Genomic DNA, 25267 nt, shown 5'->3' with positions numbered 1-25267 from the left:
CAGCCATGATCGCTAACGAAGAAACATTGCGCCATTTAATGGTCAAGGCGCAGGGCGGGGACAAGCAATGCTATGCCAGCCTGCTGACCGAGTGCGAAAAATGGCTGCGGCGCTACTATGCCCGCAAGATCAACCCGGCGGAAGTCGATGATCTGGTGCAGGAAACGCTAATCTCGCTGCACAAAAAGCGGGCCAGCTATGATCCGACCAAGGCTTTCCTGCCCTGGCTCGCGGCCATCGGGCGCTATCGCTGGATTGACGGCCTGCGGAAAATTTACCGCCATGAACATGGCGAATTGAATGAAGAACTGGTTGCTGATCCGCAAGATGAGGATGTGACCGCCAAGGTGAGTTTGGAACGTCTGCTGGGTATGATCCCGGAAAAACAGGCCGGCGTTATAGCCATGGTAAAAATTGAAGGGCTAAGCATTGCCGAAGCCGCGGCAAAAACCGGCCAGTCGGAATCACTGGTGAAAGTTAATATCCATCGGGGGCTTAAGAAAATGAGCGCCCTTATCGAGAGTGAATAAGATGAGTAACGTTGCAAAAACTGGGGCAAACAGCCTGATAGATGGTCTGGTCGATGATTTGGCACCTGTCCGCACCCTGAAGCCTTCGGGCGGCATGGCGGTCGCGGCAATCCTGATGCTCGCCGTCTCTTCCAGCGTAGCGTTCTTTTTGGGCGTGCGCGGTGATCTGGCAATGGGCATGGCGCATCAAATGTTCTTTTTGCGCAGTGGTGTCCTGTTGATGCTCGGCTTTGCGACAGCCTTGGCGGCGGTCAATATGGCCCGACCCGGTGTTGGAAATCTCAATCGTGGATGGATTTGGGCGCTGGTCACGGCGGCCCTGTTTCCGCTGACCGCTGCGATCATGAGCGCGATCAACATGCCGCCGGTTGAGGCTCTACGCCCCAACGAAGGCATGCGCTGCCTGACGGTCAGCATGATGTCAGCGCTCGTCATTGGTGGCGGCCTGACTACCTGGCTGCGGCAGGGGGCTCCAACCTCTCCAGAACGCGCCGGCTGGCTCGTCGGTATCGCATCCGGTGCTTTGGGTGCGGCGGCCTACAACATCTTCTGCCCGTTTAACGACATTTACTATATCGGATTGTGGTTCACCCTGCCGGTATTGGTCAGTGCCATAGTGGGCCGGATTGTCGTACCGCATCTTATCCGCTGGTAATTTCAACCCAGCATAACCATATTAGAGGCGGCGGTCAGCGATGATCAGCCGCCTTTTTTTGGAGAATGACGACAATGCAGTTTGCCCGCGGAGCTTGGAAATTTCTGGTAGCGATTAAAGACGGCCTCGTGCTGATCGCAATGTTGCTGTTTTTTGCAGCCCTATATGCGGCACTTTCGGCTCGTCCCAATGTCGCATCGATCAGCGATGGCGCGCTGCTGCTGGACTTTAATGGCGCAATTGTCGAACAGCCTGCACAGCAGGACTTCACCGCGATGTTCACCAATAATGAGAACACAGTTCGCGAATATAGACTGCGTGATGTGGTCCGCGTCATTGACGCCGCCGCCGAGGATGACCGGGTCAAAGCCGTGGTCCTCGACCTTAGCACTTTCATGGGCGGTGGGCAGACCAGCCTGAACGCCGTTGGCGAAGCGCTGGCGCGCGTTAAACAATCCGACAAACCCATTTATGCCTATTCCAGTTTCTACAGCGATGACGGCTATCAACTGGCAGCCCATGCCGATGAAATCTGGATGGACCCAATGGGCGGCATCGTCTTTGCAGGCCCCGGCGGCAACCGGCTTTACTACAAAAATCTGATCGATCAGCTTGGCATCACCGCGAATATTTACCGCGTCGGAACCTACAAGAGCGCAGTCGAACCTTATATGCGCGCCGATCAGTCACCCGAAGCCAAAGAAGCATCGGCGGCGCTTTATTCCGTCCTATGGGATAGCTGGCTGGACGAAGTCAAAAAAGCCCGGCCGCAAGCAGTTATCAAACCTTATGCGGATGATCCGGCCAGTTTTATCCAGACAGCCGGCGGCGATTATAGCAAGATTGCGGCCGAGCAGAAGCTCGTCGACAAAATCGGTGATCGCGTCGCCTTTGGCCGCTTTGTTGCCAGCAAAGTGGGCGAAGATACCACCCCATCACCCGACAGTTTCAAGAGCATCGACTATGATAATTTTGTCGCGGCCAATCCGCCGAAAAGCAATGGCGATCCCATTGGTGTGATCACTATTGCTGGCGAAATCGTTAGCGGCAAAGCAGGCCCCGGCATTGCCGCCAGCGGACGGATTGCCGAACAGATTTACAAGGCTCTGGAAGAGGAGCAGATCAAGGCGCTGGTCGTCCGCGTAAACTCACCCGGTGGCTCGGCTTTTGCCAGTGAAGAAATCCGGCTGGCCCTCGCTGATATCAATAAAGCAGAGATTCCGATCGTCATTTCCATGGGTGATGTCGCGGCTAGCGGCGGCTATTGGGTCGCAGCGGCTGGTGACCATATCATGGCGGAACCCGATACCATTACCGGTTCCATCGGTGTGTTCGCCGTTCTGCCAAGCTTTGAAAAAGCCTTGAACAAATGGGGCGTGACCGCAGATGGCGTGCAGACAACACCGCTTTCTGGCGAGCCCGATTTTGTTGGCGGGTTTAGCGAGGACCTGGACACTGTCCTGCAATCCGGCGTTGAGCATAGCTATGACGACTTTCTGAGCCTGGTTGGCAAGGCCCGCGGCAAGACCAATGCCGAGGTTGATACAATCGGTCAGGGCCGCGTCTGGGACGGCGGGACTGCGCGGCAGCTGGGGCTGGTCGACAGCTTTGGCGGCATGTCAGAAGCACTAGCCGAAGCTGCGAAACGCGCTGGTCTGGAAGAAGGCGACTATCATGCGCGGTATCTCGAAGCGACTCCGGGATTCAAGTGGCTACCGCTTGGCGGAACGCCTTTTGGCGAGGCTGAACAGGCACCGGTAACCGGCATGATCGGCTGGGTTGCGCGGCAACAGAAAGCAACCTTTGCCGATGCGCTCAATACCGCGCGCGGGTTGATGGCGCGGGAAGATGTACAAGCGCTTTGTCTGGAATGTGGCGGGCTTGCGCGTCCGGCTCAAACCAGTGCCACGCCAAACCTGTTCGACTTGCTGAGAAGCTATTCGCTGTCCTCGGCCCCGCGATAAGTAGGCAAGGACAACCCTTTTACAATCGCTAGTGCGCGCAACGCGAAACCGGCAACGAAGGCGATGAGGGCCGCCGCTATCCCGGCTATGCCCGTCTGGGCTAGCCCGACAAAAGCAAAGGCGGACAGTGCTCCGGCGGTCACGTAGAGCTCTGGCCGGATGATGATTGATGGCTCGCCCGCGATCAGGTCACGGATCACGCCCCCGACACAGGCTGTTATAATACCCATGATTGCAGCAGGCACAGGATCAATGCCGAGCTGCAGCGCCTTAGCCGCACCAAAGACCGAATAAGCCGCCAGACCAACGGCATCAAACCAGTCGACCGCCGCCGGACGCCATATCCGCACCGGCGTGATCCAGACAATCAGAGCGATTGCGAGACATAATATCGGCACCCGGCTATCCTGAACCCAGAAAACCGGAGCACCGATGAGCAAATCTCGCACAGTCCCGCCGCCGACGCCGGTAACCAGCGCAAAAAAGGCGAAGGTGATCAGTGTTTGCCCATTGCGGGCCGCGACCAGAGCTCCCGATATCGCAAACACCGCAATGCCAAACAGGTCGAGCCAGCTTAACGCGTCAAAGAGGATAGTGCTGTTCAATCGCCTTTCCGTCTGTTGCGGGAGCGGCGCGTGAACAGCATTACAAAACCGAGTATCGCACCGAACAGAGCCAAGGCGGCCGACCCGATCAGGATCGGATGGCTGGTATCTTCGCGTGTCTGCAAGTCCATGATGTGAAGGCCCCACATGAAATCAAAGACGCGCCAAAATTGCGTGCGGACGGCGATCAGCTCCCCGGTGTCGGCGTCAATATAGAAACGCGCATCGTCTTCAAACGCCACTCTCCATGATGGGCGATCCCGGCGCAAATCAAGCGGCGCATTGTCCGTCGAAAATTTCTCGACCGACTTTATTGCTGCTTCGCCTTTCCGTGCCGCTATGGCCAGCGCACTGGCATCCGCGGCTGAAATGGCCGGCAATAATTCGCCCGTCGCCGCGTCCGCCCGCCTCTTGCCGCCATCAGCATAAGCAATCACCCAAAACGGTCCCTGCGTATTTTGCTGCAAAGTCAGGCTTTTGGCTTGTCGGCCCTCCAAAACAGGCGCCACTGGCGTTATCGCCGCCAATGCAGGCTGCTCGCTACGCAAATGATTGCCGCGCACCTCTTCGATGGGACGGGATACCATGAACAGGCCAGAGGCCGTCCAGATGATCAGCGGAACACCGATTAACCAGCCAAGCCAGATATGCCATTTGAAAAAATTCTTGTGATTAATGGCCATCGCCAAACTCCGTCACATGCCAGACTCCGTCACAAATTTTAGCCGCCCAAGAGCGCACCGATCTGCCGTGCGCCATCGATCGCTTTATAATCCTGATACCGGTCCGTGATAACCTGCATGCCCACCGGCAGGTCATCCACCATCCCAATGGGTAGAACCGTTGAAGGAAGGCCCGGAAAGGTAGCCAGTCCAGCCCAAGCCAGCTGCTTGGCGGCGGCGTGATCGTCGCCATTGATCATTATTCTGCGATCTCTCATCGGTGTGGTGTCATGCGCAAAAGCCGGAGTGCTCGATGGCGGTGCCAGAATATAGTCAAATTCCTCAAACACCGAACGCCAGTGTCGTTGATTACGGGTCTGTGCATCCAAAAGCGTAAACCAGTCCTGCGCCGTGACTTCCGTTCCATCGGGGCGGGGCGCGCCAGCGGTCATGACAATATTGAGCATTTGCAAATAATCGCGGTGCTGTTGGACCAAGTCCGGCAGGAGATCGCTGGACCGCGTGATTTGCGCTCCTGCATCCTCCAGCAGCGCAGCAACATGCTCCATCCGGTTGCGCAGGTCATCGCTGATTATCGATACAGGATGATCGGTCATCAGCAGTATATGCGCGTCCTTGATAGCGACTGTATTTTTGCCCAGCGGCTGGTCCAGCGTGATATCCAGCAGTAGCTCCAGATCATCCGCGCTGCGCGCCAACGGTCCGACGGCAGATAGAGGGCGGTCAGCGCCTTGTTCCGGTGCCGGCATGAAATGACCTTCCATGCTGACAACCCCATAAGTCGGCTTATGACCCCAGATACCGCAATAATGCGCTGGCACCCGGATCGACCCGCCAATGTCGCTGCCATATTCCAAAGCCACCATGCCGCTCGCCACAGCCGCGGCCGCCCCGCCAGAGGACCCGCCCGGAGAATGTCCATGACTATGCGGGTTATTGGTCCGGCCATATATTGGGTTTTCGGAAAATGTATCGGCAAGCATTGGCGGAACATTGGTCTTGCCAAGGATCACCGCGCCCGCTTTCTTGAGACGCTTCACGACGGCCGCATCTTCATCGACAATATTGCCGGCCGCGCTTTCAATGCCCCATGTTGTGGGCAGGCCCGCGATGTTGAAGCTTTCCTTCACGGTCATCGGCACACCAAGCAACGGCGCGCGCTCGCCTTTTGCCAGCCGCGCATCGGCATCCCGCGCCTGTTGTCGCGCCCGATCAAAATCGCGTACCACGACAGCGTTGATCGCTTCATCCAATATTTCAATGCGCGTGATTGCTGCTTCCGTGGCTTCCACCGATGTCAATTTTCCGGCCGCGATTTTAGCGGCCAATTCAATGGCGGTAGATTCTCCAGTCAGGGACGCAGCTGTCATAGTTCATCTCTCTTTGTGCCTATCAGCCGGGATCACGGTTCAAATATGAATTGGTTTACCCTGCACCGCCATTGCCGCCTCTTTCACCGCCTCACTATGCGTTGGATGGGCGTGGCAAGTATAAGCAATGTCCTCGCTGGTGGTGCCGAATTCCATTGCCTGTGTGACTTGCGCCACCAGCGTTCCGGCCAGTGATGAAATAATATGCGCACCGAGAACCCGGTCGGATTCAGCGTCGGCAATCACCTTCACATAGCCATCGGTATCACGGTTGGTTTTCGCTCGACTGTTACCCGCAAACGGGAATTTTCCGACCTTGTAAGCCACGCCGCTTTCCTTCACCTCTTCCTCGGTTTTGCCGATACTGGCAATTTCGGGATGGGTATAGACAACGCCGGGGATCAGGTCGTGGTTCACTATGCCTTGTTGGCCAGCGACAAATTCCGCCGCCGCAATGCCCTCATCCTCAGCCTTATGCGCAAGCATCGGTCCGGGGGTCACATCGCCAATGGCGTAAACGCCTTTGACCGAAGTCTGGAAATCATGACCAACTTCAATCTGACCGTGTTTGTTGGTTTCCAGCCCCGCCTTTTCGAGGGCCAGACCGTCAGTATTGGGCCGGCGACCAATGGCCACCAGAACCGCATCCGCCTCAATGGTTTCCGCATCACCGCCTTTGGCTGGTTCCACGGTCAGAGTTGCTTTCTTGCCCTTGACCGTCACGCCGGTCACTTTGGTGCCAGTCTTGATGTCGAAGCCCTGTTTCTTGAAGATACGGGCGCTGTCTTTACGGATATCGCCATCCATACCGGGCAGGATCTTGTCGAGATACTCAACAACCGTGACCTTTGCGCCGAGACGCAGCCATACACTGCCGAGCTCCAGACCAATCACACCGCCGCCAATGACGACCATATGGTTCGGCACTTTCGGCAGTTCGAGCGCGCCGGTACTGTCGACGACAACATGTTTGCTATTATCAATATCTACGCCGGGTAGCGGGGTCACAGAAGAACCGGTCGCGATGATGATATTTTTTGCGGTGACCGTTTTATCGCCAATTTTGACGCTGTTCGCACTTTCAAACGCACCGCGACCTTTGAGCCATTCGACCTTGTTCTTCTTGAACAGAAACGCGATCCCGCCCGTTAGTTCTTCGACCGCCTTGGATTTTTCCGCATGCATCTGCTTGAGGTCAAGCTTCGCGCCAGTCAGTTTGATCCCGAATTTTTCGAGCGCGCCGCTATGGGCCTCGTGATACAGCTCCGACGCATGCAGCATCGCCTTTGAGGGGATGCAGCCGACATTGAGGCATGTGCCGCCCAATGTCTCGCGGCTTTCCACGCAAGCAGTTTTCAGACCCAGCTGCGCGGCACGAATAGCCGCGACATAGCCGCCAGGGCCGGAGCCGATTACCAAAACGTCATAGTCAAATGTAGCCATGATTTTCCTTCTCGATCAGATCAGCTTTGCGCGCTGCCCGTTTCCGCCATGCATTGATCTAATATTTTATCAACTTTATCACCGCGCAGTTGGGCCCGTTCGACAGCGCTATAATTTTCCATCACGTTGTCCGCGCTACAATCGCACACTTTCGTAGCGACGTCTGCAGGGGTTCCGGCAGCGGTTGAGGCTTGCTCGCAAGATTTAATGAAACCTTCGCGAAATTGATCGTTGAAATCATTCCCGCCACTTCCGCATGACACGAGCATGGCCGCGCCTATCACCAGCATTGCGCTTTGTTTGAACATTTTTCTATCCTATTCTTTCAGGTTCTTACAAATCAATCAGAAGCCGGGTCGGATCTTCAATCGCTTCCTTGATCCGGACAAGGAAGGTCACCGCCTCACGGCCATCGATCAGACGATGGTCATAGCTCAGTGCCAGATACATCATCGGGCGCGCCTCAATCGAACCATCCGGCATCACTACGGGGCGTTGCTCAATCCGGTGAAGGCCGAGCACCGCCGATTGCGGCGGATTAATAATCGGTGTCGACATAAGCGACCCGAACACGCCGCCATTTGAAATGGTGAATGTGCCGCCTTTCATATCAGCCATCGTCAGCGTACCGTCCTTGGCGCGCTTACCGAAATCACCGATTGTGTTCTCAACATCGGCAAAGCTCATCGCTTCGGCATTGCGGATGACGGGCACGACCAGGCCATTGGGCGCGCTCACCGCGACCGAAATATCGACATAGTCATGATAGACAATTTCATCGCCATCAATCTGCGCATTGACAGACGGCACTTCTTTCAATGCGAGACAAGCGGCCTTGGCAAAAAAGCCCATAAAGCCCAATTTCACGCCATGTTTCTTGGCGAACAATTCTTTATATTTCTTCCGCGTTTCCATCACCGCAGTCATATCGACATCGTTGAACGTCGTTAGCAAAGCAGCGGTATCCTGTGCTTCTTTCAGACGCTTCGCAACCGTCTGACGCAAGCGAGTCATCCGCACGCGCTCTTCATTACGGGTGCCACCAGCTGCTGGCGCGGCGGTTGGAACCTCGGCGCCTTTTGCCGTACCTTTCTCAACCAAGGGTGCCTCTGCACCCGTCTTCACATATTGTTCGACATCATCTTTGGTCAGGCGGCCATCTTTGCCGGTGCCCTTAATCTTGCTGGGGTCCACGCCATGTTCGAGTACCAGACGGCGAACCGCTGGCGACAGGGTGATGGATGAAGTTGTGTCATCATTTGCAGCAGATTCCGCCGTAGCTGCTGCTGGAACTGGCGCAGCTTTCGCAGTTGATGCAGCCGCACCGCCGCCCGCTTCGATCTTCGCGATAATCGCCCCAACTTCCACGGTGTCACCCACCGCAACGAGATGCTCGCCCAATGTACCGGCTTCCGGTGCTGGTACTTCCAGCGCCACTTTGTCGGTTTCCAGACTGGCGATCGGCTCGTCTGCTGCGACCGCATCACCTGGCTGTTTGAGCCATTCGCCCAGCGTTGCCTCGGTAATCGATTCGCCCAATACGGGGACTTTTACATCTGTTGCCATAGTCTTATGCTCACTTTCATCGGCGGATCGATCCGCACATAATCACTTTTTTACTGGATGCCCCAAGGCCTCAGCGACCAGCTGCTCTTGCTGTTCTTTATGCCGCGAAGCCAGACCCGTCGCCGGGGAAGCCGACGCCACGCGCCCGGCATAGACCGGATCAACCGGTCCCACTTTCGCCTGCTCCAAGCACTGCTCCAGATAAGGCCGGACAAAATCCCAGCTGCCGTTGTTTTTCGGTTCTTCCTGCGCCCAGACCAACGTCTCGAGGTTTTTCATCCGTTTCAGCCGGACAACCAATGGCTCCGCCGGGAAGGGGTAAAGCTGCTCGATCCGAACGATGGACGTGTTTTTGTCCTTGGCCGCATCGCGCACTTCGATCAGATCATAGGCCACCTTGCCAGAGCATAGCACCAGCCGTTTGATATCCTTGTCCGCTGGCGGATTGGTATCCGACTTGATCCGCATGAAGTGATGATCGCCCTGAAATTCCTCGGCGCTCGACACTGCCATCTTGTGGCGAAGCAGCGATTTGGGCGTCATGATAACCAAAGGCTTACGGAAACTGCGCAGCATCTGGCGGCGCAGGACATGGAAATAATTGGCTGGGGTCGTGATATTCGCGACCTGGATATTGTCCTGTGCGCATAGTTGCAGGAAACGTTCGAGCCGCGCACTACTATGCTCTGGCCCCTGACCTTCATAACCATGCGGCAAGAGCATTACGAGGCCATTGGCGCGCAGCCATTTGGCTTCGCCGGAGGCGATAAACTGATCAATCATGATCTGCGCGCCATTAGCAAAATCACCAAATTGCGCTTCCCAAAGCACCAGTGTTTTCGGGTCAGCACCAGCATAGCCATATTCAAAACCGAGCACGCCATATTCAGACAGCGGGCTGTCGAGTACTTCAAACCGGCCATGCGGCACGGTACTGAGCGGCACATATTTTTCTTCCGTTTCCTGATCCACCCAGACAGCATGGCGCTGGGAAAATGTTCCGCGACCACTATCCTGACCGGACAGGCGGACATTATAACCTTCGGAGACCAGCGAGCCATAGGCCAGCGCTTCACCAGTCGCCCAGTCGAAATTTTCGCCTGTTTCAAACATCTTGGCTTTCGCACTAAGGACGCGGCCCAGTGTTTTGTGAATCTTGTGGCTGTCCGGAACCGTCGTCAATGTCCGTCCCAAACTTTCGAACAATTTCGGATCAATCGCCGTTTCGACATTGCGCCGCGCCGTTTCAGGGTCAGCGGGAATATGCAGCCCTTGCCAGCGACCACCAAACCAGTCGGCCTTGTCCGGCTCATAGTCAGAGGCAGCCTTGAATTCGGTTTCGAGATGCGCGGCAAACGCCTTGCGGGTCGCAGTGCCCCAATCGGCATCAATCACGCCTTCCTCAACCAGCCGCTGCTCATATAGCTTGCTGACCTTGGGATGTTTTTTGATCGCGGCATACATGACCGGCTGGGTGAAACTCGGCTCGTCGCCTTCATTATGGCCGAAGCGGCGATAGCACCACATGTCGATGACGATATCGCGGCCAAAGCGTTGGCGAAATTCAATCGCTATTTTGCAAGCGAAAGTCACCGCTTCGGGGTCATCACCGTTCACATGGAAAATCGGTGCCTGCACGCCTTTGGCAACGTCCGACGGATAAGGGGATGAGCGCGCAAATTGAGGGCTGGTGGTAAAGCCAATTTGGTTGTTGATCACGAAATGGATGCAGCCGCCGGTATTATAGCCACGGATGCCAGAGAAGCCGAGACACTCCCAGACGATACCTTGGCCAGCAAAGGCGGCATCGCCGTGGATCAGCACGGGCAAGACCTGATCATGTTTTTTCAAATCATCGCGCGCCACTTGCTGGGCACGGACTTTGCCGAGCACCACCGGGTCAACCGCTTCGAGATGCGAGGGATTGGGGACGAGAGACATGTGGACGCTGATCCCGTCAAATTCGCGATCGGTGGAAGTGCCCAAATGATATTTCACATCGCCAGATCCGCCGACATCATCGGGATTGGCAGAGCCGCCGTGAAATTCGTGAAAGATAACCTTATAAGGCTTTGCCATCACGTTCGCGAGAATGTTCAGCCGCCCGCGATGGGCCATGCCATAGACAATATCGCGCACGCCAGCAGCACCACCATTTTTGATGATATTTTCGAGCGCTGGCAGCATTGATTCGCCACCATCAAGGCCGAAACGCTTGGTCCCGACATATTTCTTGCCGAGGAAATTTTCATATTCCTCACCCTCGATCACCTTGTTGAGGATCGCTTTCTTGCCTTCCGGCGTAAACTGGATCGCGGCATCCTTGCCCTCCATCCGGTCCTGCAAAAAACGCCGCTCCACAGTATCGGCAATATGCATATATTCCAGGCCAACCGAGCCGCAATAATTGGCGCGCAACACGGCCTCGATCTCACGGATCGATGCGGTTTCAAACCCTAGCACACCGCCAAGAAAGACGGGCTTGTCCATCTCGTCAGCGGTAAAGCCATGAAATTCTGGCGTCAGGTCAGCGGGCTCTTCCAGCTTGGACAGGCCCAAGGGATCAAGATTGGCCCCAAGATGCCCGCGCACGCGGTAGGTGCGGATCAGCATCATCGCACGGATAGACTTTTCCGCCGCCAAGCCAACTTCAGCGTCGGACATGGACTTGCCGGATTTCGCTGCAGCCGCCTTGATCTCGACACCCATTTGCGTGGGATCAAGCGCGCTGTTTAGTTCATCGGCGTCATCAATCGGCCAATGTTTCTTTTGCCAGCTGGGGCCTGCTTCCTTTTGGGAAGTTCCTGCAAATTCCTGACCTTCTAGTCCCATGATCTTTTCCTTGGGGAGGGTGAGCCCCTGCCAGCGCAGGGGCCCAACAATAATCTAGACCGTTTCTTTCAGCATCGCATCAAGCGTGGTGCCAAGCTCTGACGGGCTTGGAGACACACGGATGCCAGCCGCTTCCATCGCTGCGATCTTGTCTTCCGCGCCGCCTTGGCCGCCAGAGACAATCGCGCCCGCATGGCCCATGCGGCGGCCCGGAGGCGCCGTGAGACCTGCGATAAAGCCAACCATTGGCTTGCTACGGCCCTTCTTGGCTTCGTCTGCGATAAATTGCGCTGCTTCTTCTTCTGCGCTGCCGCCAATTTCGCCGATCATGATGATCGACTTGGTTTCATCGTCCGCAAGGAAGAGTTCAAGCACGTCGATAAAGTTGGTGCCATTGACCGGGTCACCGCCAATGCCGACCGCTGTGGTCTGGCCCAGGCCAACCGCTGTGGTCTGATGCACCGCTTCATAGGTCAGCGTACCGGAACGCGAGACAACGCCCACGGAACCCTTTTGGAAAATGCTGCCGGGCATGATGCCGATTTTGCATTCTTCAGGGGTCAAAACGCCGGGGCAGTTAGGACCGATCAGGCGCGACTTGGAGCCTTGCAGCGCCCGCTTCACCCGCACCATGTCGAGCACCGGAACACCTTCGGTAATCGCGACAATCAGTTCAATCTCGGCGTCAATCGCCTCAAGGATCGAGTCCGCCGCAAATGGGGGTGGCACATAAACGACGGAAGCGGTCGCGCCGGTTGCGTCTTTAGCTTCGGCCACCGTGTCATAATTGGGCAGACCGATATGGGTCGTGCCACCCTTGCCAGGAGTCACACCCGCAACCATCTGCGTGCCATAAGCCAGCGCCTGTTCGGTGTGGAATGTCCCGGTATTGCCGGTCATGCCTTGCGTGATAACCTTGGTGTTTTTGTCTATGAGAATGCTCATCCTAATTCCTAATCAGTTGTTAGATTTGCTTGCTATTGAGCGATTTTTGAGAAATTCGGCCACAAGAGCAATTGTGCCCAATGTTGCCAGCAGCGGCCCCCAAACAGCCGGAACTACTATTGTACCCATTGCTGTGGCTTCGAGGGTTTTCTGATCGATCCACCAAAACCAATAATTCGACAATAAGGGCCATCCCTGCCACAGCGAAAGCCCCACCACTAAAGCGAACAGTGCAAGATATTTACTCAAGAGCTTTGCGCGCTCATTTGATATGAAGAGTGACACAAACGCTCCTAGTGCACAAAACAGGGCAGAGTAAACAAGGGCTTGAATGAAGATCACGCCAGTGAACTATCCAACCCCTTACAAGCTTCCAGCAATTCCTTCACCGCATCGACCGATACGTTGAAATTGCCCTGCGCTTCGTCGCTCAGCTCAATCTCGATGACTTTCTCGACACCGTCTTTGCCGATGATGCAAGGCACGCCGACATAGAGGTCATCCACGCCATATTGGCCGGTGAGATGCGCAGCGGCTGGGAGCACGCGGCGTTTGTCCTTGAGATAGCTTTCCGCCATCATGATCGCGCTGGTCGCGGGCGCATAATAAGCCGAGCCATTGCCGAGCAGCTGAACAATCTCGCCGCCGCCGGAGCGGGTGCGCTGCACAATTGCGTCGATATTTTCCTGCGTGGTCCAACCCATTTTGATCAGATCAGGGATCGGGATACCAGCAATCGTAGAGTAGGCCGGAACCGGAACCATCGTATCGCCGTGGCCACCCAAGACGAAGGCAGTGACATCTTCGACCGACACATTAAATTCGTCCGCAAGGAAGTGACGGAAGCGCGCACTGTCGAGAACGCCCGCCATGCCGACAACCTTGTTATGCGGAAGACCGGAAAATTCACGCAGTGCCCAGACCATCGCGTCGAGCGGGTTGGTGATGCAGATAACAAAAGCATCCGGTGCGTTGGCCTTGATGCCCTCGCCCACAGCCCTCATCACTTTCAGGTTGATGCCGAGCAAGTCATCGCGGCTCATGCCGGGCTTGCGCGGAACGCCTGCGGTTACGATGATCACATCGGCGCCGGCAATATCAGCATAATCGCTGGTGCCTTTAAGATTGGAATCAAACCCGTCAACCGGAGCCGCCTGGCTGAGGTCGAGCGCCTTACCGGCAGGCATGCCTTCGGCAATATCAAACAGGACGACATCGCCCATTTCCTTGGAAGCAGCGAGATGGGCAAGCGTGCCACCAATCATGCCAGCGCCAATCAGCGCAATTTTGTTACGGGCCATCGAAAAAATTCTCCTGAAATCAGAGTCGTAGAAAGACGTGTCCGATGGATTAGGCTTATCCACAGGCAATTTCAACCGCAGAAAGCACCAATTTGCGGGCTTTCTTTGCAAGTAGTTCGCAATAGCAATAATGGATGATGGCTAGGGTGGCTTAGCTGCTCTATTGGATAAGAATGCGCTCACCCTGAGCCTGTCGAAGGGTCCGATCACCAACGGTCCGACATTCACCCTTCGACAGGCTCAGGGTGAGCGCAGGTCGGTTATAGTTCTAGCAGCAACATCCTTTCCTACACGCGCCAGCTTGTGGTAAATTAAGCCCCCTCGTCTCTCAATTTATGAAGGGCATTTGCGCTCATGTCTCTTACCCACTTGCGTTGCCTAAAAATATCAAATCATCCGGCAAAAAGGGACTGTGATGTGTGTGAACTTTGGGCACGGATATGAGCCTGCCGCTTTGCGCTCCGCATCGGGTGTGGAGCACGGAGCAGCTTAAACTATGAGGGAGGAGAAACCCTCTGTGATTTGTGTGAACTTTGAGATTGGTCGAGGGCTCCAAGACAAGGGCAAGCCCTCGCCTCTTCACGACTTCGCGCCAAAACCCGGACCAGCCAACCGCCCCAGACACCCTGTGAACCGTGTGAACTTTGACCCCATTGCCAAGACCGGTGCGGCGCGCCATGATGCCGAAAAAAGAAATCAGGAGAGAGCAAGCCCATGCTGAGCAAAGGCGACGATTATCCATTGCACCAGACGCCAGAACCGATGGCGGTGTCCGGCGACAACCGGAATTTCTACGACCGCTATTTCTTCAACGGTTATAGCGCAGATGGCAGCATCTTTTTTGCCGCCGCCTTGGGCGTCTATCCTCAGCTCGACATCATGGATGCGGCGTTCTGTGTGTCGATAGACGGCAAGCAACATAATCTGCGCGCCTCCAAACGCATGGGCAGCGAGCGGCTGGACCTGAGCGTCGGTCCAATCACAGTTGAGATTGTTGAGCCGTTACAGGAACTGCATCTGATCGTTACCGAAAACGCCAAAGAAACAGGCTGTCCGATTACCGCAGACATCCGCTTCGCTGCGCGTCACACGCCGATTGAGGAACCGCGCTTCATCCGCCGCGAAGGACCACGCATGGTCATGGACTATACCCGCATAACCCAAAATGGCGGTTGGTCCGGGTCATTGCATGTTGGCGGCCAAGAAATAGCGCTTTCGCCGGAAACACATCGCGGCACGCGGGATCGCAGCTGGGGCATAAGGCCGGTTGGTTCACCCGAATCCCAGCCCCCGCCCGCTGGCGCCTTGCCGCAATTCTGGTGGTTATGGACGCCGCTCAATTTCGACAGTCACGCCTGTTTCTTTCACAGCAATGATGATGGCGAAGGGCTGCCTTGGAATCGCCGCGGCGTGGTGGATGCCATCGAGGGCGAGCGGCAGGAATTTGAACCGGGCAGCTTTGATCTCAGCTATCATTCCGGCACCCGGCGCGTGAAGCAGATTGATTTGCCAGTCGCCGACGGGACGCTGTCCATCACACCGCGCACCGGTGATGCCACGCGGACATTTTATATGTCAGGTCTCGGCTATATGCACCCGGTCTGGGGCCACGGGATGGATCACGGGCCGCTGGAAACCGCCTATGATGTGATTGATCTGGGCAATGTGCCGGACCATGACATGCTCTATATCCATATTCAGGCGCTGAGCGATGCGGTGCTGACCAGTGGCGGTGACAGCCATAAAGGCTTAGGGATTGTCGAACAATTGTTCGTCGGGCCTCACAAGACCAGCGGGCTCACCGACCTGCTGCACCCCGCACCATGAGCGCCGGTTTTCCGCTTCGCCCGGAGGAATTTGATCCGCGCTGGGTCGAAGAGATATTCGGTGCGCCATCAGGATCACTCCAGTCGCTGACTCACAAACCGGTGGGAACCGGACAGGTATGCGATAGTTTCCGCTTCACTTGCGACTGGCAGGATGATGGCTTTCCTACGAGCTTTGTCGCCAAATGCCCCAGTGCCGATCCGGTCAGTCGCGGAGCTGCCGCCATATTCCACCTCTATGATATGGAGGTGGGCTGGTACCGTGATGTGGCGGCACAATCGGGCGTTGGTTGCCCCGGCTGCTATCATGCCGCCATCGGTGAGGATGAGACGCAATTTGTCCTGATGCTCGAAGATATGGCGCCCGCCAGCCAAGGCGATCAGCTGGCCGGTGCAAGCTTGATCCAGGTGCAATCCGCCATCCGCGAAGCCGCTGCCCTCCACGGCTATCGGCCCGAGACCGGGACGCTGGAGCAATATAGCTGGCTGCTCCATGGACAAGGCAATGGCGATTATATGCGTCAGGCTTTACCCGCCATTTATCCCGAATTTCGCAAGCGTTTCGCCAACAGACTGAGCGCCGATATTTTGGATATGGGTGCGGAATTGATCGCAAAATTCGGTACATATCTGGATACCGAACCGGTTCATCCGTGCATCACCCATAGTGATATGCGGCTCGACAATATCTTGTTTGATAACAGCGGCGAACGGGCGATTCTGGTAGACTGGCAGACCGCAACCCTGGGCAACGGCGCGAGCGATATTGCCTATCTTATCGGTACCAGTTTTGCCGATCCAGCCGAGCGGGCCTCAGTGGAGAAAGAGCTAATCGCCGACTATCTTTCCCGACTGTCGGCCAATGGTATCGAGCAGGATCAGGACCTGTTCTGGCAGGATTATCGCCGTCTTGCTTTTTCCGGCTTCATCATGGCAATCAACGCCTCAATCCATGTCGAGCAGACGGAGCGCGGGGATGAGATGTTTGCGGTGATGGCCGAGCGACCGGCGCAAATGGCGCTCGATCTCGACAGTTTGAGCCTGCTTTAGATCAGAGTGCTTCGCCGGTGCCATGGCCCAGCGCAAGATAATCATCTGACTGCATCTCCACCAGCCGCGAGGCGGTGCGAACAAATTCGAACGACCCGTCGCCCTCGGGATAAAGCGCATCCGGCTCGGCATCGGCGCTGGCCAGCAGCTTGACTCGATATTCGTAGAGCGCGTCGATCAAAGTCACAAAGCGCGCCGCTTCGTTACGATTTTCTTTGGAAAGAATGGGAATACCGACGATGATGACACTGTGAAAATGACGCGCAATCGCCAGATAATCCGGCGCCCCGCGCGCCTCTGCACAGAGACGCTTGAACGAAAAAACACCGACACCTTTCAAGGCTTTGGGCACATGCATCGACCGGGCGCCCTGCACCGGCAGCTCCTCGGAGGGGACATGGGCGCGGTCTTCGGGCGGATAGTCGGTCAGCCGAAAGAAGGCCTCACTTAATGCCTTGGTCGCCGCATCGCCGTTGGGCACATGCCACAGATCGACGCCGCCCAATCGCTCGCGGCGATAGTCGGTCGGCCCGTTGAGCGAGATGATATCCAGCCGGTTCTCAAGCAGTTCGATAAACGGCAGGAAATGCTCGCGATTGAGACCGTCTTTATAAAGATCAACCGGCGGTCGATTGGAGGTCGCGATCAGGGTCACGCCCGCTTCGACCAGACCGGTAAACAGCCGCGACATGATCATCGCATCGGCGCTGTTATTCACCACCATTTCGTCAAAGGCCAGGAACCGCGCTTCATTGGCCAGAGCCTCGACAACCGGCAAGATCGGATCGCCCTGCTCCTTCTTCCTCTCTTCATTTAGCCGCGCGTGCACATCCAGCATAAACTCATGAAAATGCGCGCGTTTCTTACGGTTGATCTGGAGACTATCGTAGAACAAATCCATCAGCATGGATTTCCCGCGCCCCACACCGCCCCACATATAAATGCCGCGCGGGGCTTCGGGTTTTTTTGAGAACATGCGCCACAACACACTGCCATGAGGCGGAACCGCTTCAAGTTCATCCTGCAATTGTGACAGACGCTTTGCACAGGCCTCCTGATCCGGGTCAGGCTTCAGTTCGCCATTTGCAATTAGCGCCTCATAACGCGCATAAAATCCGGTCATTTGGGTGCCGGTTTTTGGGGCGGTGCTTTCTTGACGATGGCGGTATAGGACGCCATGTTTTCATCACCATGACCTTGCACCACCAGCCCGCGCAAAAACAGGAAACGGCCCGTTTCCCGTGCGACTTCAACTTGGGCTTCCAGTGGCTCACCAAGCCGTGCCGCACCGATAAAATGCGTCTGCAGTTCAAGAGTCACCGCAAAGCCCGAGGGACCGATTTCCAGAACACGCATCGCTGCGAAAAGAGCGCAATCGATGAAGCCCATCATCGTCCCGCCATGAACAACATCACCGAGATTGCGATGGCGGCGCTCCGGGAACATGCGGACACGGGCGATGGAGTCAGAAATGCCGTCGCCGCCGCGACGAATAATCATCGGTCCCAAGAAGCTATTGTAGCATTCCGGGTCTTTCAATTTCCATTGGTACCAACCCGGATGATCCGGGTCGGGGTCGCTGGTGAAAAATTCAGGTTCGACGTCAGCCATCAGCTTGTCGCCAGACAATAGTCAAACCTCTCTGGCCGCCGTCATCTTCTTGATCTCGGCAATCGCTTTTGCGGGTGAGAGACCTTTGGGGCATGCATTGGCACAGTTCATGATCGTGTGGCAGCGATAGAGACGGAACGGATCTTCCAGTTCGTCAAGCCGTTCACCGGTCATTTCGTCACGGCTATCGGCAAGCCAGCGATAGGCTTGCAACAGGATTGCAGGACCAAGGAATTTGTCGGAATTCCACCAATAGCTTGGGCAGCTAGTCTGACAGCAGGCGCACAGGATGCACTCATAAAGACCATCAAGTTTGGCGCGATCTTCGGGAGACTGCAGCCGCTCTTTACCAGATGGCGTTGGTGTTACAGTCTTCAACCAAGGCTGAATCGAAGCATATTGCGCATAGAAATGCGTGAAATCAGGCACCAGATCCTTGATCACTTCCATATGCGGCAGGGGTGTGATTTTGACTTGTTTCCCGCAATCTTCAATCGCAGTGGTGCAAGCGAGGCCGTTTTTACCATCAATATTCATGGCACAGGACCCGCAAATGCCTTCGCGACAGGACCGTCGGAAAGTCAGCGTCGAATCCTGTTCGCTCTTCATCTTGATCAGCGCATCCAACACCATCGGACCGCAATCATCAGTATCGATCTTAAACGTATCATAGCGCGGATTTTCGCCGCTATCGGGATCGTAGCGATAGACTTTAAACGCCCGGCTCTTACCGCCGCCGAGTGCTTCATGCACTTCGCCAGTCTTGCGGATTTTACTGTTTTTCGGGAGCGTAAAGGTTGCCATCAATATTCTCTTGCGTTGGCGAAATAATAGGTGTCGCGTTAGTAATCAGTCTTGAAGCGCTATTCATAGTCAGTTTCTCGGCAAACTCAATGCCTGAAATACACGCCCAAACCGGCTCTAGGCCCTTAAAAACCAACGAAACAAGCACTGCTGGTAATTTTGATAAGCGCTTGTGCCCCCGTGATTTACACGATTTGCCTCTTTTTCGATTCTAAAATGCCCCATTTATCTGCTAACGCAATCAGATTACTGGTATTTACGTAAAAAACTCCCACATCACCCAAATAACGACAGGAAAAAATCATATGCAGACCAAAAACGGTGTGACTCTTTTGCTGCATGGCGAAAATGACACGCTGATATGGGGAATGACCAACGCGGAACGGGGACGCCGCCTGGTCGAGAAATTGCAGGGTAATATCAACGGTAGTCTATGGATAAATCTGACATATGTTTTTGATCCGCAATGGATAAGCTATGTTCATGACAATCCCGGAACTATAGTCACTTTTGACGGCGTTCCGGTGCTCGCGCATCTCAAAGATAGCAGCGATGTGGAGGCACTTGCCACGCAGGACATACCAACCGGAGCGACGGTCATGGAATATCGTGACGGACCCCGGATCCATAATGCCTCGCTGCGCAAACTGGAGACGCCGTTTGTCCGGGAACTGACTCCGGCAACGGTGAAGGAAATTGAGCGGCAAAGCTATTTTGGGGCCTATAAGGGCGTCACTGATGTTCTGACCAAATATCTCTGGCCGGAACTCGCACTGGTTCTCACCCGCTTTGCAGCTCGCCTTGGAATGACCCCCAATATGGTCACCGCGATTGGCGCGATCGGCTGTATCGCCGCGACTTTCCTATTCTACTACGGTTATTTCTGGTCCGGCATGGCAGCGGGTTTTGTCTTCATGGTGCTGGACACCGTCGATGGCAAGCTTGCGCGATGCACGATCACCTCTTCCTTCTGGGGCAATATTTTCGATCATGGTCTAGATCTCGTTCACCCACCCTTTTGGTGGGTTGCCTGGGCCCTTGGCCTAGGGGCCGTTGGATTAACATTGCCCGACGATCAGCTTAGCCTGGCGCTGATTGTGATCGTCGGCGGATATGTCTTGCAGCGGATTATCGAAGGCATATTCTTGCGCGCCTTTGATCAACATATCCATGTCTGGCGACCATGGGATAGCTGGTTCCGGCTGATCACCGCTCGGCGCAATCCCAATATGGTTCTACTGTTTGTTTCCATGGTTTTTGGCCGTCCCGACATCGGCTTGATTGCGGTTGCCTGGTGGACATTAATCTCGCTCGCGGTCCATATGGTACAGATAATTCAGGCCTGGATGGTTAAAATGCGCGGCGGCGAAATTGTTTCATGGCTGGAGCAAGAGCAAGGATAGGCAGATGATCAACGATACCATCAAAAAGTTCGGATATCCCGCGACGTTAGTGAAGGACTATGATCATTGGGTTGTTTTGCTCCGTCCGGCGCAGGTGACATTGGGTTCATTGATCGTCGCAGCTAAGTCCGATGCCGAAGATTTTGGTGCCCTATCGCCAGAGCATTTTACCGAACTGAAAATGGTGACAGCGGATGTTTCTTCGGCCCTGGGTAGCCTGATCTCCCATGAAAAGCTCAATTGGCTCATGCTGATGATGGTTGATCCGCACGTTCATTTTCATCTTATCCCGCGCTATGATGGCACACGCGAATGGATGGGACAGGAATTTGATGACAAAGCTTGGCCGGGGCCGCCCGCGCTTGGCGATGCCTTTAAGCTATCGGACGATCAGATTTCCGGGATGGCCACCTGGTTGAAATCAAGCTTTCCCAACTAGCGCGCCTTGTCCAGCCACTGATCGGTGAGGGCAGTGGCCGTCTCGACATCATTGAGGAAATCTACCTCTGCCCAATCATGACCTTTGATCGATACCGTGCCGACCTTCTCACTGGGTGCCAGCGCATCGATTATCTTGAGATACCAGTTTTCGACACCGGCCGGTGTCCGCATGAACGCGCGCACTTTCTCTCTAAACAACGATCCGCCCTCGCCGCGAAAAGCGAGGAAGCCGATGGATTCCGCGTCACTCTGCTCGGCGGTCAAAGTCTTACCAATAGCCGTCAACCGGTCACCGCTTAGCGACACTTTCATATCGTCGCTGTCATAGTGGTCTTTGATATCGACGGTCACTGTAATCGGCCAATTTTCGGTGTTCTGGGCCGTTTCGATAATCTCAGGAGAGATCAGCGTGTCGCCATTGAGGATCATGAAATCACCATCCATGATGTCGCGCGCAATCCAGCAGCTGCCGAGATTGTCAGCCACTTTGTAGAATGGATTAAAGTGGATGACGATATTAAGGCCCGACTGCTTCAGCCGTTCCAGTTCAGCCTCCACCATGTCGGTCATAAACCCTGTAACGACATGGAATTCCTTTACCCCGCCCGCGGCCAGCATATCAATCTGCCAAGCGATCAGGCTCTTGCCGGAAAAATCGATCAGGCATTTCGGGCGCTCGGCGGTCAGTGGCAAAAGCCGCGAGCCTTGGCCCGCGCTCAAAATTATTACTTTTTCGATCATGTTGGCAATTGGCCTTTATCGGGATAGGAAAGCTTCGGGGAGACACTTAGAACGATGGCCATGAAAGCTCAATCCTGTAACCGCTTGTTGCAGTTGCATCTTCAAATGGCTGCCGATCATGGCTGAGGAGGCCGCAATCGAAACGGGGAAGACCAACGGCGAGAGAACCGGGATCAGGCGGATTATCGCCAATACGGGCTGGTTACTTGGCGGCAAAGGCTTTGGCGGGGTTTTAAGTCTCTTCTACCTCGCGATACTGACCCGCACACTGGGTGTAGCCGGATTTGGCCAATTTGCGCTGATCATCGGTACGGCCCAAGCCATTGCGCTCATCGTCACCTTCCAGACCTGGCAAGTCGTCATTCGTTACGGCGCTCGCTATATGAAGGGCGCAGAGAACCGTCAGAAATTCGGCCGGCTCGTCGGCCTTTGCACATTGCTAGACCTGGCTGGCGCTTTGGCGGGCTGTCTATTGGCCTTTTTTGCCGTCCGCTGGCTCGCCCCGTTTTTCGGCTGGGATCAGGAACTGGCGCAAAATGCCCTGTTTTTTGCACTGGCCATGCTGCTGTCGATCAAGTCTACGCCGACCGGCATATTGCGGGTCGAGAACCGTTTTGATCTCGCCGCCTATGCCGAAGCCATCATCCCAATCGTGCGGCTTATCGGAACGTTGATCGTCTGGTTTACCGAGCCGAGCATTACCAATTTCCTTATCGTCTGGGCACTGTCGGAGGTTGTCCATGCCATTGGCTATTGGTTGCTCGCGACATGGCAAAGCCGCGACACCATGTCGCCGCGTAGCCTCTCCAAGGTAGGGCAAACAGTGCGCGAAAACCCCGGCATTGGAGAGTTTCTGCTGGTGTCCAATCTCGGATCAACCTTTGCCGGACTATCACAGAATATCGCCCTGCTGATCGTCGGCTATTTTGTCGGCCCGGCAGCAGCGGGCCTCTATCGTCTCGCCAGCCAACTCAGCGTCGCGATGACCAAGATATCGGCCTTGCTATCCCGCGCCATATTTGCCGAAGTCAACCTGATCCGCGCACAGCAAGGAACCGAAGCGATGGAGCTTTTGTTTCGCAAGGCCACGCGCATGCTGTTCATCACCGGCGGTACCGTCATCCTGATCGTCTTGGTCATTGGTCAGCCCGCGCTCTATTACATGTCCGGCCCTGAATTCCTGCCCGCCTATCCCTTGCTGATATTACTGGCGGGTGCGGCCTCCATCGATCTGGCTGGCGCCATCTATGAGCCAACCCTGCTATCGGGCAGCGGCGCCCGAACGGCCCTGTTCCTGCAGGCCTTTATCGCTGCCCTGTTCATCGCCCTTCTCTTTCTGGGCCTCCATTTCTATGGCGCAACCGGGGCAGCGGGAGCGATGGTTATCGCCGCCATATTCAGGCTGCTGCTCTTTGGCAGGGCTGCCCGGCGCAACCTGGCGCACGGATGAGTATGAGGTCAGGCCGCGCGGTCGGCTAGAATCTGCTCGGCCTGAACAAGATCGGCCTCCTTATCCACATCAATACAGGCCTCCGCCTGAGCCATCGGCACAATCTTGATCTTCAAATCCAGCTTTCGCCCAACCCGGGCCGCGAGCTGATCAATCGTCAACATTCTGGTCACAGCCAGAAATAGCAACCAAGGCCCGAAGATCGTCAATATCTTCCAGCCCTTTTTCCGGTCCTGTTCGACCTCCGCCCAATAGTGCAGAATCTGACGTGCCTGCGGTGATCCAAAATAGAAGAGATTGGCGCCACTATATTGACCACTCCGCAATTTCAGCCAGGTGCGCCGCGATGCGGGATAGCGGCTAAGCAGCACATCCTTCTCCACAACCGCGATGGCAATATCAGACGGGTCAGCAGCGGCCAAAAAATCATCAACCATCTCTTTGCTCAGCAGCACATTATCCGCCGTGGTTATCAACATCGGATAGCGCGCGTCATCCTTATCCAACAGAGCATCGACCGATGACGCAATGGTAGCGCTACTCGTTTGCGCGATGACGCGGTCGTCGGAACTCAGTTTCTTTGTGTCGGGATTATCCCAAAAAGGCCCAAAATCCTGCGCCAGCAAATGCACTTTGCCGATTGTCTTGTGGCGCAATAAAGCCTCTGTGACATGGGCCAGCATCGCTTTGCCCGCTACCGGGATTAGCGCTTTTACCGCAACGCCCCGGCCATCCGCCATGGGATCGCCGCCGGGCCGGCTTCCCGCCAACAGGATCGCATCAGCATGTGCTGGTGCGGCACCATCTGCGGATTTTTCGCCGGTCATTGGCGGCTTTCAAAAAACGCGATCATATCGTCAAGCACGGGGCCTTTGTTGCGGAAGGGTTTGGAGAGTGCCATCATAATCTCGATATGGTCCATGTCGGGATATTCGATATATTCAGCATCGCCGCCTGCTTCGATGATTTTATCCCGCAATGTCTGACTGTTACGCGGTTTCACCTGCGTATCCTCCACGCCGGTTGAGAGCCAGAGCGGCGGCGCATCGGCGCGTACAAAGTTAACGGGTTGGGTCATCTTTGGTGTGTGATAAGAACCAAAGCTGTTCTTCGTCGTCTCGGATTTGAACGGGAAGAAATCATAGGGTCCGGCCAAAGCCGCCACGCCTTTGATAAAATCCGGCGTCTTGCCCAGCCGCCCAAGCCATTGCCGGTCGAGCGCCAACATCGCAACATTATAGGCCCCGGCCGATTGCCCGGACAGGAATATCCGCTCCGGATCGCCGCCATGGTCGGCTATATTGTCATGCACCCATGCGACCGCCTTGGCGCTGTCCTCCAAAAAGCTAGGGAATTTGACGTCAGGATAAAGCCGGTAGTCAGCCAGTACCGTCATATAACCGCGATGGGCCAGCGCTCGCCCGGCAAAGGCATATTCATCCTTCGACCCTGCGCGCCAACCGCCGCCATAGATAAACACCACCACCGGCAACGGCTTGTCGGAGGCTTTGGTCGGCGCCCAGATATTCAGGCCCAGCCCCAGTTCTTCATCATAGACCTGATCGCCAACCAACAGCTTCGCGTCCTTGTCGCCGGGAATGATATTATTGACCATATCCAACTGCTGCGGACCAGGCTGCGAGAAAAACCAATAGGCAAAACCCGCAACCGCAATCGCCACAACCCCGAGAGTGATAAGCCATTTCATTGAACAAGACCTTTTATTTGTTCTCAGCGCTTTAGCCAGCCGATGAAGCGCTGGCAATATTTGACCTCAAGCGCCGGGCGCGGGAGTTTTTGATTAACCTCATACGCCGGGCGCGGGCATCCGCCCGCTTGGCTACGCGCCAAAGGGCGCGGCGGCCGGTCGGCCTTGCCTCCGCTTCGCGTCGGTTTGGTGCGAACCTTGGTGCGAACCTTGAGGTCAGTCTACCGAGCGTAGCGAGGCAAGCGCGACCGCGCGCCCGAGCTTATGCGAGGGTAGCCAAGGGCACGGATGTGCCCGCCCGGCGTTTGAGGGAATAAACAAAGACTCTTCCCCTCCCAA

General features: G+C 55.6%; 24 protein-coding genes. 8 read left to right on the top strand and 16 right to left on the bottom strand.

Annotated features, from left to right (window positions below):
• The first annotated feature begins 5 nt into the window (after positions 1 to 5).
• From ABJM21_RS00120 to sppA, 3 genes are all read left to right on the top strand, one after another.
• A complete protein-coding gene (locus tag ABJM21_RS00120; RefSeq protein ID WP_348301720.1) occupies positions 6 to 530 on the top strand; it encodes a sigma-70 family RNA polymerase sigma factor in 525 nt (174 codons plus the stop codon).
• A 1-nt stretch (position 531) separates the two neighbouring features.
• Complete coding sequence (locus ABJM21_RS00115) at positions 532 to 1185, top strand: DUF1109 domain-containing protein (RefSeq protein ID WP_348301719.1); 654 nt, start codon at positions 532 to 534, stop codon at positions 1183 to 1185.
• 74 nt (positions 1186 to 1259) lie between these two features.
• The gene (gene sppA / locus ABJM21_RS00110; RefSeq protein ID WP_348301718.1) at positions 1260 to 3149 is read left to right on the top strand and encodes a signal peptide peptidase SppA; all 1890 of its coding nucleotides are present in this window, start codon (positions 1260 to 1262) and stop codon (positions 3147 to 3149) included.
• Here the strand turns inward: sppA and ABJM21_RS00105 are convergent.
• The 10 genes from ABJM21_RS00105 to mdh are packed head-to-tail and all read right to left on the bottom strand — an operon-like array spanning position 3122 to position 13894.
• On the bottom strand, positions 3122 to 3754 hold the full coding sequence (locus tag ABJM21_RS00105; RefSeq protein WP_348301717.1) for a trimeric intracellular cation channel family protein: 633 nt from the start codon (positions 3752 to 3754) through the stop codon (positions 3122 to 3124). The genes sppA and ABJM21_RS00105 overlap by 28 nt on opposite strands.
• The gene (locus ABJM21_RS00100; RefSeq protein ID WP_348301716.1) at positions 3751 to 4437 is read right to left on the bottom strand and encodes a PepSY domain-containing protein; all 687 of its coding nucleotides are present in this window, start codon (positions 4435 to 4437) and stop codon (positions 3751 to 3753) included. The genes ABJM21_RS00105 and ABJM21_RS00100 overlap by 4 nt, the downstream gene beginning before the upstream one ends.
• A gap of 38 nt (positions 4438 to 4475) precedes the next feature.
• Positions 4476 to 5807: an amidase family protein gene (locus ABJM21_RS00095; protein ID WP_348301715.1), complete on the bottom strand. Its 1332-nt coding sequence runs from the start codon at positions 5805 to 5807 to the stop codon at positions 4476 to 4478.
• Between the two features lie 39 nt (positions 5808 to 5846).
• On the bottom strand, positions 5847 to 7250 hold the full coding sequence (lpdA, locus tag ABJM21_RS00090; RefSeq protein ID WP_348301714.1) for a dihydrolipoyl dehydrogenase: 1404 nt from the start codon (positions 7248 to 7250) through the stop codon (positions 5847 to 5849).
• Positions 7251 to 7270: 20 nt separating this feature from the next.
• The gene (locus ABJM21_RS00085; protein ID WP_348301713.1) at positions 7271 to 7558 is read right to left on the bottom strand and encodes a hypothetical protein; all 288 of its coding nucleotides are present in this window, start codon (positions 7556 to 7558) and stop codon (positions 7271 to 7273) included.
• A gap of 25 nt (positions 7559 to 7583) precedes the next feature.
• Positions 7584 to 8816: a 2-oxoglutarate dehydrogenase complex dihydrolipoyllysine-residue succinyltransferase gene (odhB, locus tag ABJM21_RS00080; RefSeq protein WP_348301712.1), complete on the bottom strand. Its 1233-nt coding sequence runs from the start codon at positions 8814 to 8816 to the stop codon at positions 7584 to 7586.
• Positions 8817 to 8858: 42 nt separating this feature from the next.
• The gene (locus ABJM21_RS00075; RefSeq protein WP_348301711.1) at positions 8859 to 11648 is read right to left on the bottom strand and encodes a 2-oxoglutarate dehydrogenase E1 component; all 2790 of its coding nucleotides are present in this window, start codon (positions 11646 to 11648) and stop codon (positions 8859 to 8861) included.
• Between the two features lie 54 nt (positions 11649 to 11702).
• On the bottom strand, positions 11703 to 12593 hold the full coding sequence (gene sucD / locus ABJM21_RS00070) for a succinate--CoA ligase subunit alpha (protein WP_348301710.1): 891 nt from the start codon (positions 12591 to 12593) through the stop codon (positions 11703 to 11705).
• A gap of 12 nt (positions 12594 to 12605) precedes the next feature.
• Positions 12606 to 12878 (bottom strand): hypothetical protein, encoded by a 273-nt coding sequence (locus tag ABJM21_RS00065; protein ID WP_348419610.1) that lies wholly within the window; start codon positions 12876 to 12878, stop codon positions 12606 to 12608.
• Between the two features lie 53 nt (positions 12879 to 12931).
• Positions 12932 to 13894 (bottom strand): malate dehydrogenase, encoded by a 963-nt coding sequence (gene mdh, locus ABJM21_RS00060; protein WP_348301708.1) that lies wholly within the window; start codon positions 13892 to 13894, stop codon positions 12932 to 12934.
• A gap of 714 nt (positions 13895 to 14608) precedes the next feature.
• Here mdh and ABJM21_RS00055 point away from each other — a divergent pair.
• Both ABJM21_RS00055 and ABJM21_RS00050 read left to right on the top strand, forming a co-directional pair.
• Complete coding sequence (locus ABJM21_RS00055) at positions 14609 to 15721, top strand: hypothetical protein (protein WP_348301707.1); 1113 nt, start codon at positions 14609 to 14611, stop codon at positions 15719 to 15721.
• Complete coding sequence (locus ABJM21_RS00050) at positions 15718 to 16770, top strand: phosphotransferase (RefSeq protein ID WP_348301706.1); 1053 nt, start codon at positions 15718 to 15720, stop codon at positions 16768 to 16770. Before ABJM21_RS00055 ends, ABJM21_RS00050 begins: the two co-directional genes overlap by 4 nt.
• Position 16771: 1 nt before the next feature.
• Here ABJM21_RS00050 and zapE read toward each other — a convergent pair whose 3' ends face one another.
• From zapE to ABJM21_RS00035, 3 genes are read right to left on the bottom strand one after another with little or no spacing between them, the layout of a single operon-like run.
• Positions 16772 to 17893, bottom strand: a complete 1122-nt coding sequence (zapE, locus tag ABJM21_RS00045; RefSeq protein ID WP_348301705.1) for a cell division protein ZapE — start codon at positions 17891 to 17893, stop codon at positions 16772 to 16774.
• Positions 17890 to 18381, bottom strand: coding sequence for a PaaI family thioesterase (locus ABJM21_RS00040; protein ID WP_348301704.1), 492 nt, complete (start codon positions 18379 to 18381; stop codon positions 17890 to 17892). Before ABJM21_RS00040 ends, zapE begins: the two co-directional genes overlap by 4 nt.
• 21 nt (positions 18382 to 18402) lie before the next feature.
• Positions 18403 to 19185: a succinate dehydrogenase iron-sulfur subunit gene (locus ABJM21_RS00035; RefSeq protein ID WP_348301703.1), complete on the bottom strand. Its 783-nt coding sequence runs from the start codon at positions 19183 to 19185 to the stop codon at positions 18403 to 18405.
• A gap of 305 nt (positions 19186 to 19490) precedes the next feature.
• Between ABJM21_RS00035 and ABJM21_RS00030 the strand changes: the two genes are divergently transcribed.
• Positions 19491 to 20588 (top strand): CDP-alcohol phosphatidyltransferase family protein, encoded by a 1098-nt coding sequence (locus tag ABJM21_RS00030; RefSeq protein WP_348301702.1) that lies wholly within the window; start codon positions 19491 to 19493, stop codon positions 20586 to 20588.
• Positions 20589 to 20595: 7 nt separating this feature from the next.
• Positions 20596 to 21027: an HIT family protein gene (locus ABJM21_RS00025; RefSeq protein ID WP_348301822.1), complete on the top strand. Its 432-nt coding sequence runs from the start codon at positions 20596 to 20598 to the stop codon at positions 21025 to 21027.
• On the opposite strand, the gene ABJM21_RS00020 is transcribed toward ABJM21_RS00025, so the two are convergent.
• The gene (locus tag ABJM21_RS00020) at positions 21024 to 21770 is read right to left on the bottom strand and encodes a phosphocholine cytidylyltransferase family protein (RefSeq protein WP_348301701.1); all 747 of its coding nucleotides are present in this window, start codon (positions 21768 to 21770) and stop codon (positions 21024 to 21026) included. The genes ABJM21_RS00025 and ABJM21_RS00020 overlap by 4 nt on opposite strands.
• A gap of 118 nt (positions 21771 to 21888) precedes the next feature.
• On the opposite strand from ABJM21_RS00020, the gene ABJM21_RS00015 reads away from it, so the two are divergent.
• A complete protein-coding gene (locus ABJM21_RS00015; protein WP_348301700.1) occupies positions 21889 to 23220 on the top strand; it encodes an oligosaccharide flippase family protein in 1332 nt (443 codons plus the stop codon).
• Between the two features lie 8 nt (positions 23221 to 23228).
• Here ABJM21_RS00015 and ABJM21_RS00010 read toward each other — a convergent pair whose 3' ends face one another.
• Both ABJM21_RS00010 and ABJM21_RS00005 read right to left on the bottom strand, forming a co-directional pair.
• Positions 23229 to 24047 (bottom strand): NTP transferase domain-containing protein, encoded by an 819-nt coding sequence (locus ABJM21_RS00010; protein WP_348301699.1) that lies wholly within the window; start codon positions 24045 to 24047, stop codon positions 23229 to 23231.
• Complete coding sequence (locus tag ABJM21_RS00005; protein WP_348301698.1) at positions 24044 to 24928, bottom strand: alpha/beta hydrolase; 885 nt, start codon at positions 24926 to 24928, stop codon at positions 24044 to 24046. The genes ABJM21_RS00010 and ABJM21_RS00005 overlap by 4 nt, the downstream gene beginning before the upstream one ends.
• Positions 24929 to 25267 lie beyond the last annotated feature (339 nt).

Source organism: Parasphingorhabdus sp. (assembly GCF_039977335.1).
Taxonomy (GTDB): domain Bacteria; phylum Pseudomonadota; class Alphaproteobacteria; order Sphingomonadales; family Sphingomonadaceae; genus Parasphingorhabdus.
Note: the sequence above shows the minus strand (reverse complement) of the source record. Positions and strands in the feature narration are given on the sequence as shown.

Excerpts from the sequence above, each read along its gene's own strand:
- ABJM21_RS00120 (WP_348301720.1), top strand. The coding sequence starts at position 6 with ATGATCGCTAACGAAGAAACATTGCGCCATTTAATGGTCAAGGCGCAG.
- ABJM21_RS00115 (WP_348301719.1), top strand. The coding sequence starts at position 532 with ATGAGTAACGTTGCAAAAACTGGGGCAAACAGCCTGATAGATGGTCTG.
- sppA (WP_348301718.1), top strand. The coding sequence starts at position 1,260 with ATGCAGTTTGCCCGCGGAGCTTGGAAATTTCTGGTAGCGATTAAAGAC.
- ABJM21_RS00100 (WP_348301716.1), bottom strand. The coding sequence starts at position 4,437 with ATGGCCATTAATCACAAGAATTTTTTCAAATGGCATATCTGGCTTGGC.
- ABJM21_RS00095 (WP_348301715.1), bottom strand. The coding sequence starts at position 5,807 with ATGACAGCTGCGTCCCTGACTGGAGAATCTACCGCCATTGAATTGGCC.
- lpdA (WP_348301714.1), bottom strand. The coding sequence starts at position 7,250 with ATGGCTACATTTGACTATGACGTTTTGGTAATCGGCTCCGGCCCTGGC.
- ABJM21_RS00085 (WP_348301713.1), bottom strand. The coding sequence starts at position 7,558 with ATGTTCAAACAAAGCGCAATGCTGGTGATAGGCGCGGCCATGCTCGTG.
- odhB (WP_348301712.1), bottom strand. The coding sequence starts at position 8,816 with ATGGCAACAGATGTAAAAGTCCCCGTATTGGGCGAATCGATTACCGAG.
- ABJM21_RS00075 (WP_348301711.1), bottom strand. The coding sequence starts at position 11,648 with ATGGGACTAGAAGGTCAGGAATTTGCAGGAACTTCCCAAAAGGAAGCA.
- sucD (WP_348301710.1), bottom strand. The coding sequence starts at position 12,593 with ATGAGCATTCTCATAGACAAAAACACCAAGGTTATCACGCAAGGCATG.
- mdh (WP_348301708.1), bottom strand. The coding sequence starts at position 13,894 with ATGGCCCGTAACAAAATTGCGCTGATTGGCGCTGGCATGATTGGTGGC.
- ABJM21_RS00055 (WP_348301707.1), top strand. The coding sequence starts at position 14,609 with ATGCTGAGCAAAGGCGACGATTATCCATTGCACCAGACGCCAGAACCG.
- ABJM21_RS00050 (WP_348301706.1), top strand. The coding sequence starts at position 15,718 with ATGAGCGCCGGTTTTCCGCTTCGCCCGGAGGAATTTGATCCGCGCTGG.
- zapE (WP_348301705.1), bottom strand. The coding sequence starts at position 17,893 with ATGACCGGATTTTATGCGCGTTATGAGGCGCTAATTGCAAATGGCGAA.
- ABJM21_RS00040 (WP_348301704.1), bottom strand. The coding sequence starts at position 18,381 with ATGGCTGACGTCGAACCTGAATTTTTCACCAGCGACCCCGACCCGGAT.
- ABJM21_RS00035 (WP_348301703.1), bottom strand. The coding sequence starts at position 19,185 with ATGGCAACCTTTACGCTCCCGAAAAACAGTAAAATCCGCAAGACTGGC.
- ABJM21_RS00030 (WP_348301702.1), top strand. The coding sequence starts at position 19,491 with ATGCAGACCAAAAACGGTGTGACTCTTTTGCTGCATGGCGAAAATGAC.
- ABJM21_RS00020 (WP_348301701.1), bottom strand. The coding sequence starts at position 21,770 with ATGATCGAAAAAGTAATAATTTTGAGCGCGGGCCAAGGCTCGCGGCTT.
- ABJM21_RS00015 (WP_348301700.1), top strand. The coding sequence starts at position 21,889 with ATGGCTGAGGAGGCCGCAATCGAAACGGGGAAGACCAACGGCGAGAGA.
- ABJM21_RS00010 (WP_348301699.1), bottom strand. The coding sequence starts at position 24,047 with ATGACCGGCGAAAAATCCGCAGATGGTGCCGCACCAGCACATGCTGAT.
- ABJM21_RS00005 (WP_348301698.1), bottom strand. The coding sequence starts at position 24,928 with ATGAAATGGCTTATCACTCTCGGGGTTGTGGCGATTGCGGTTGCGGGT.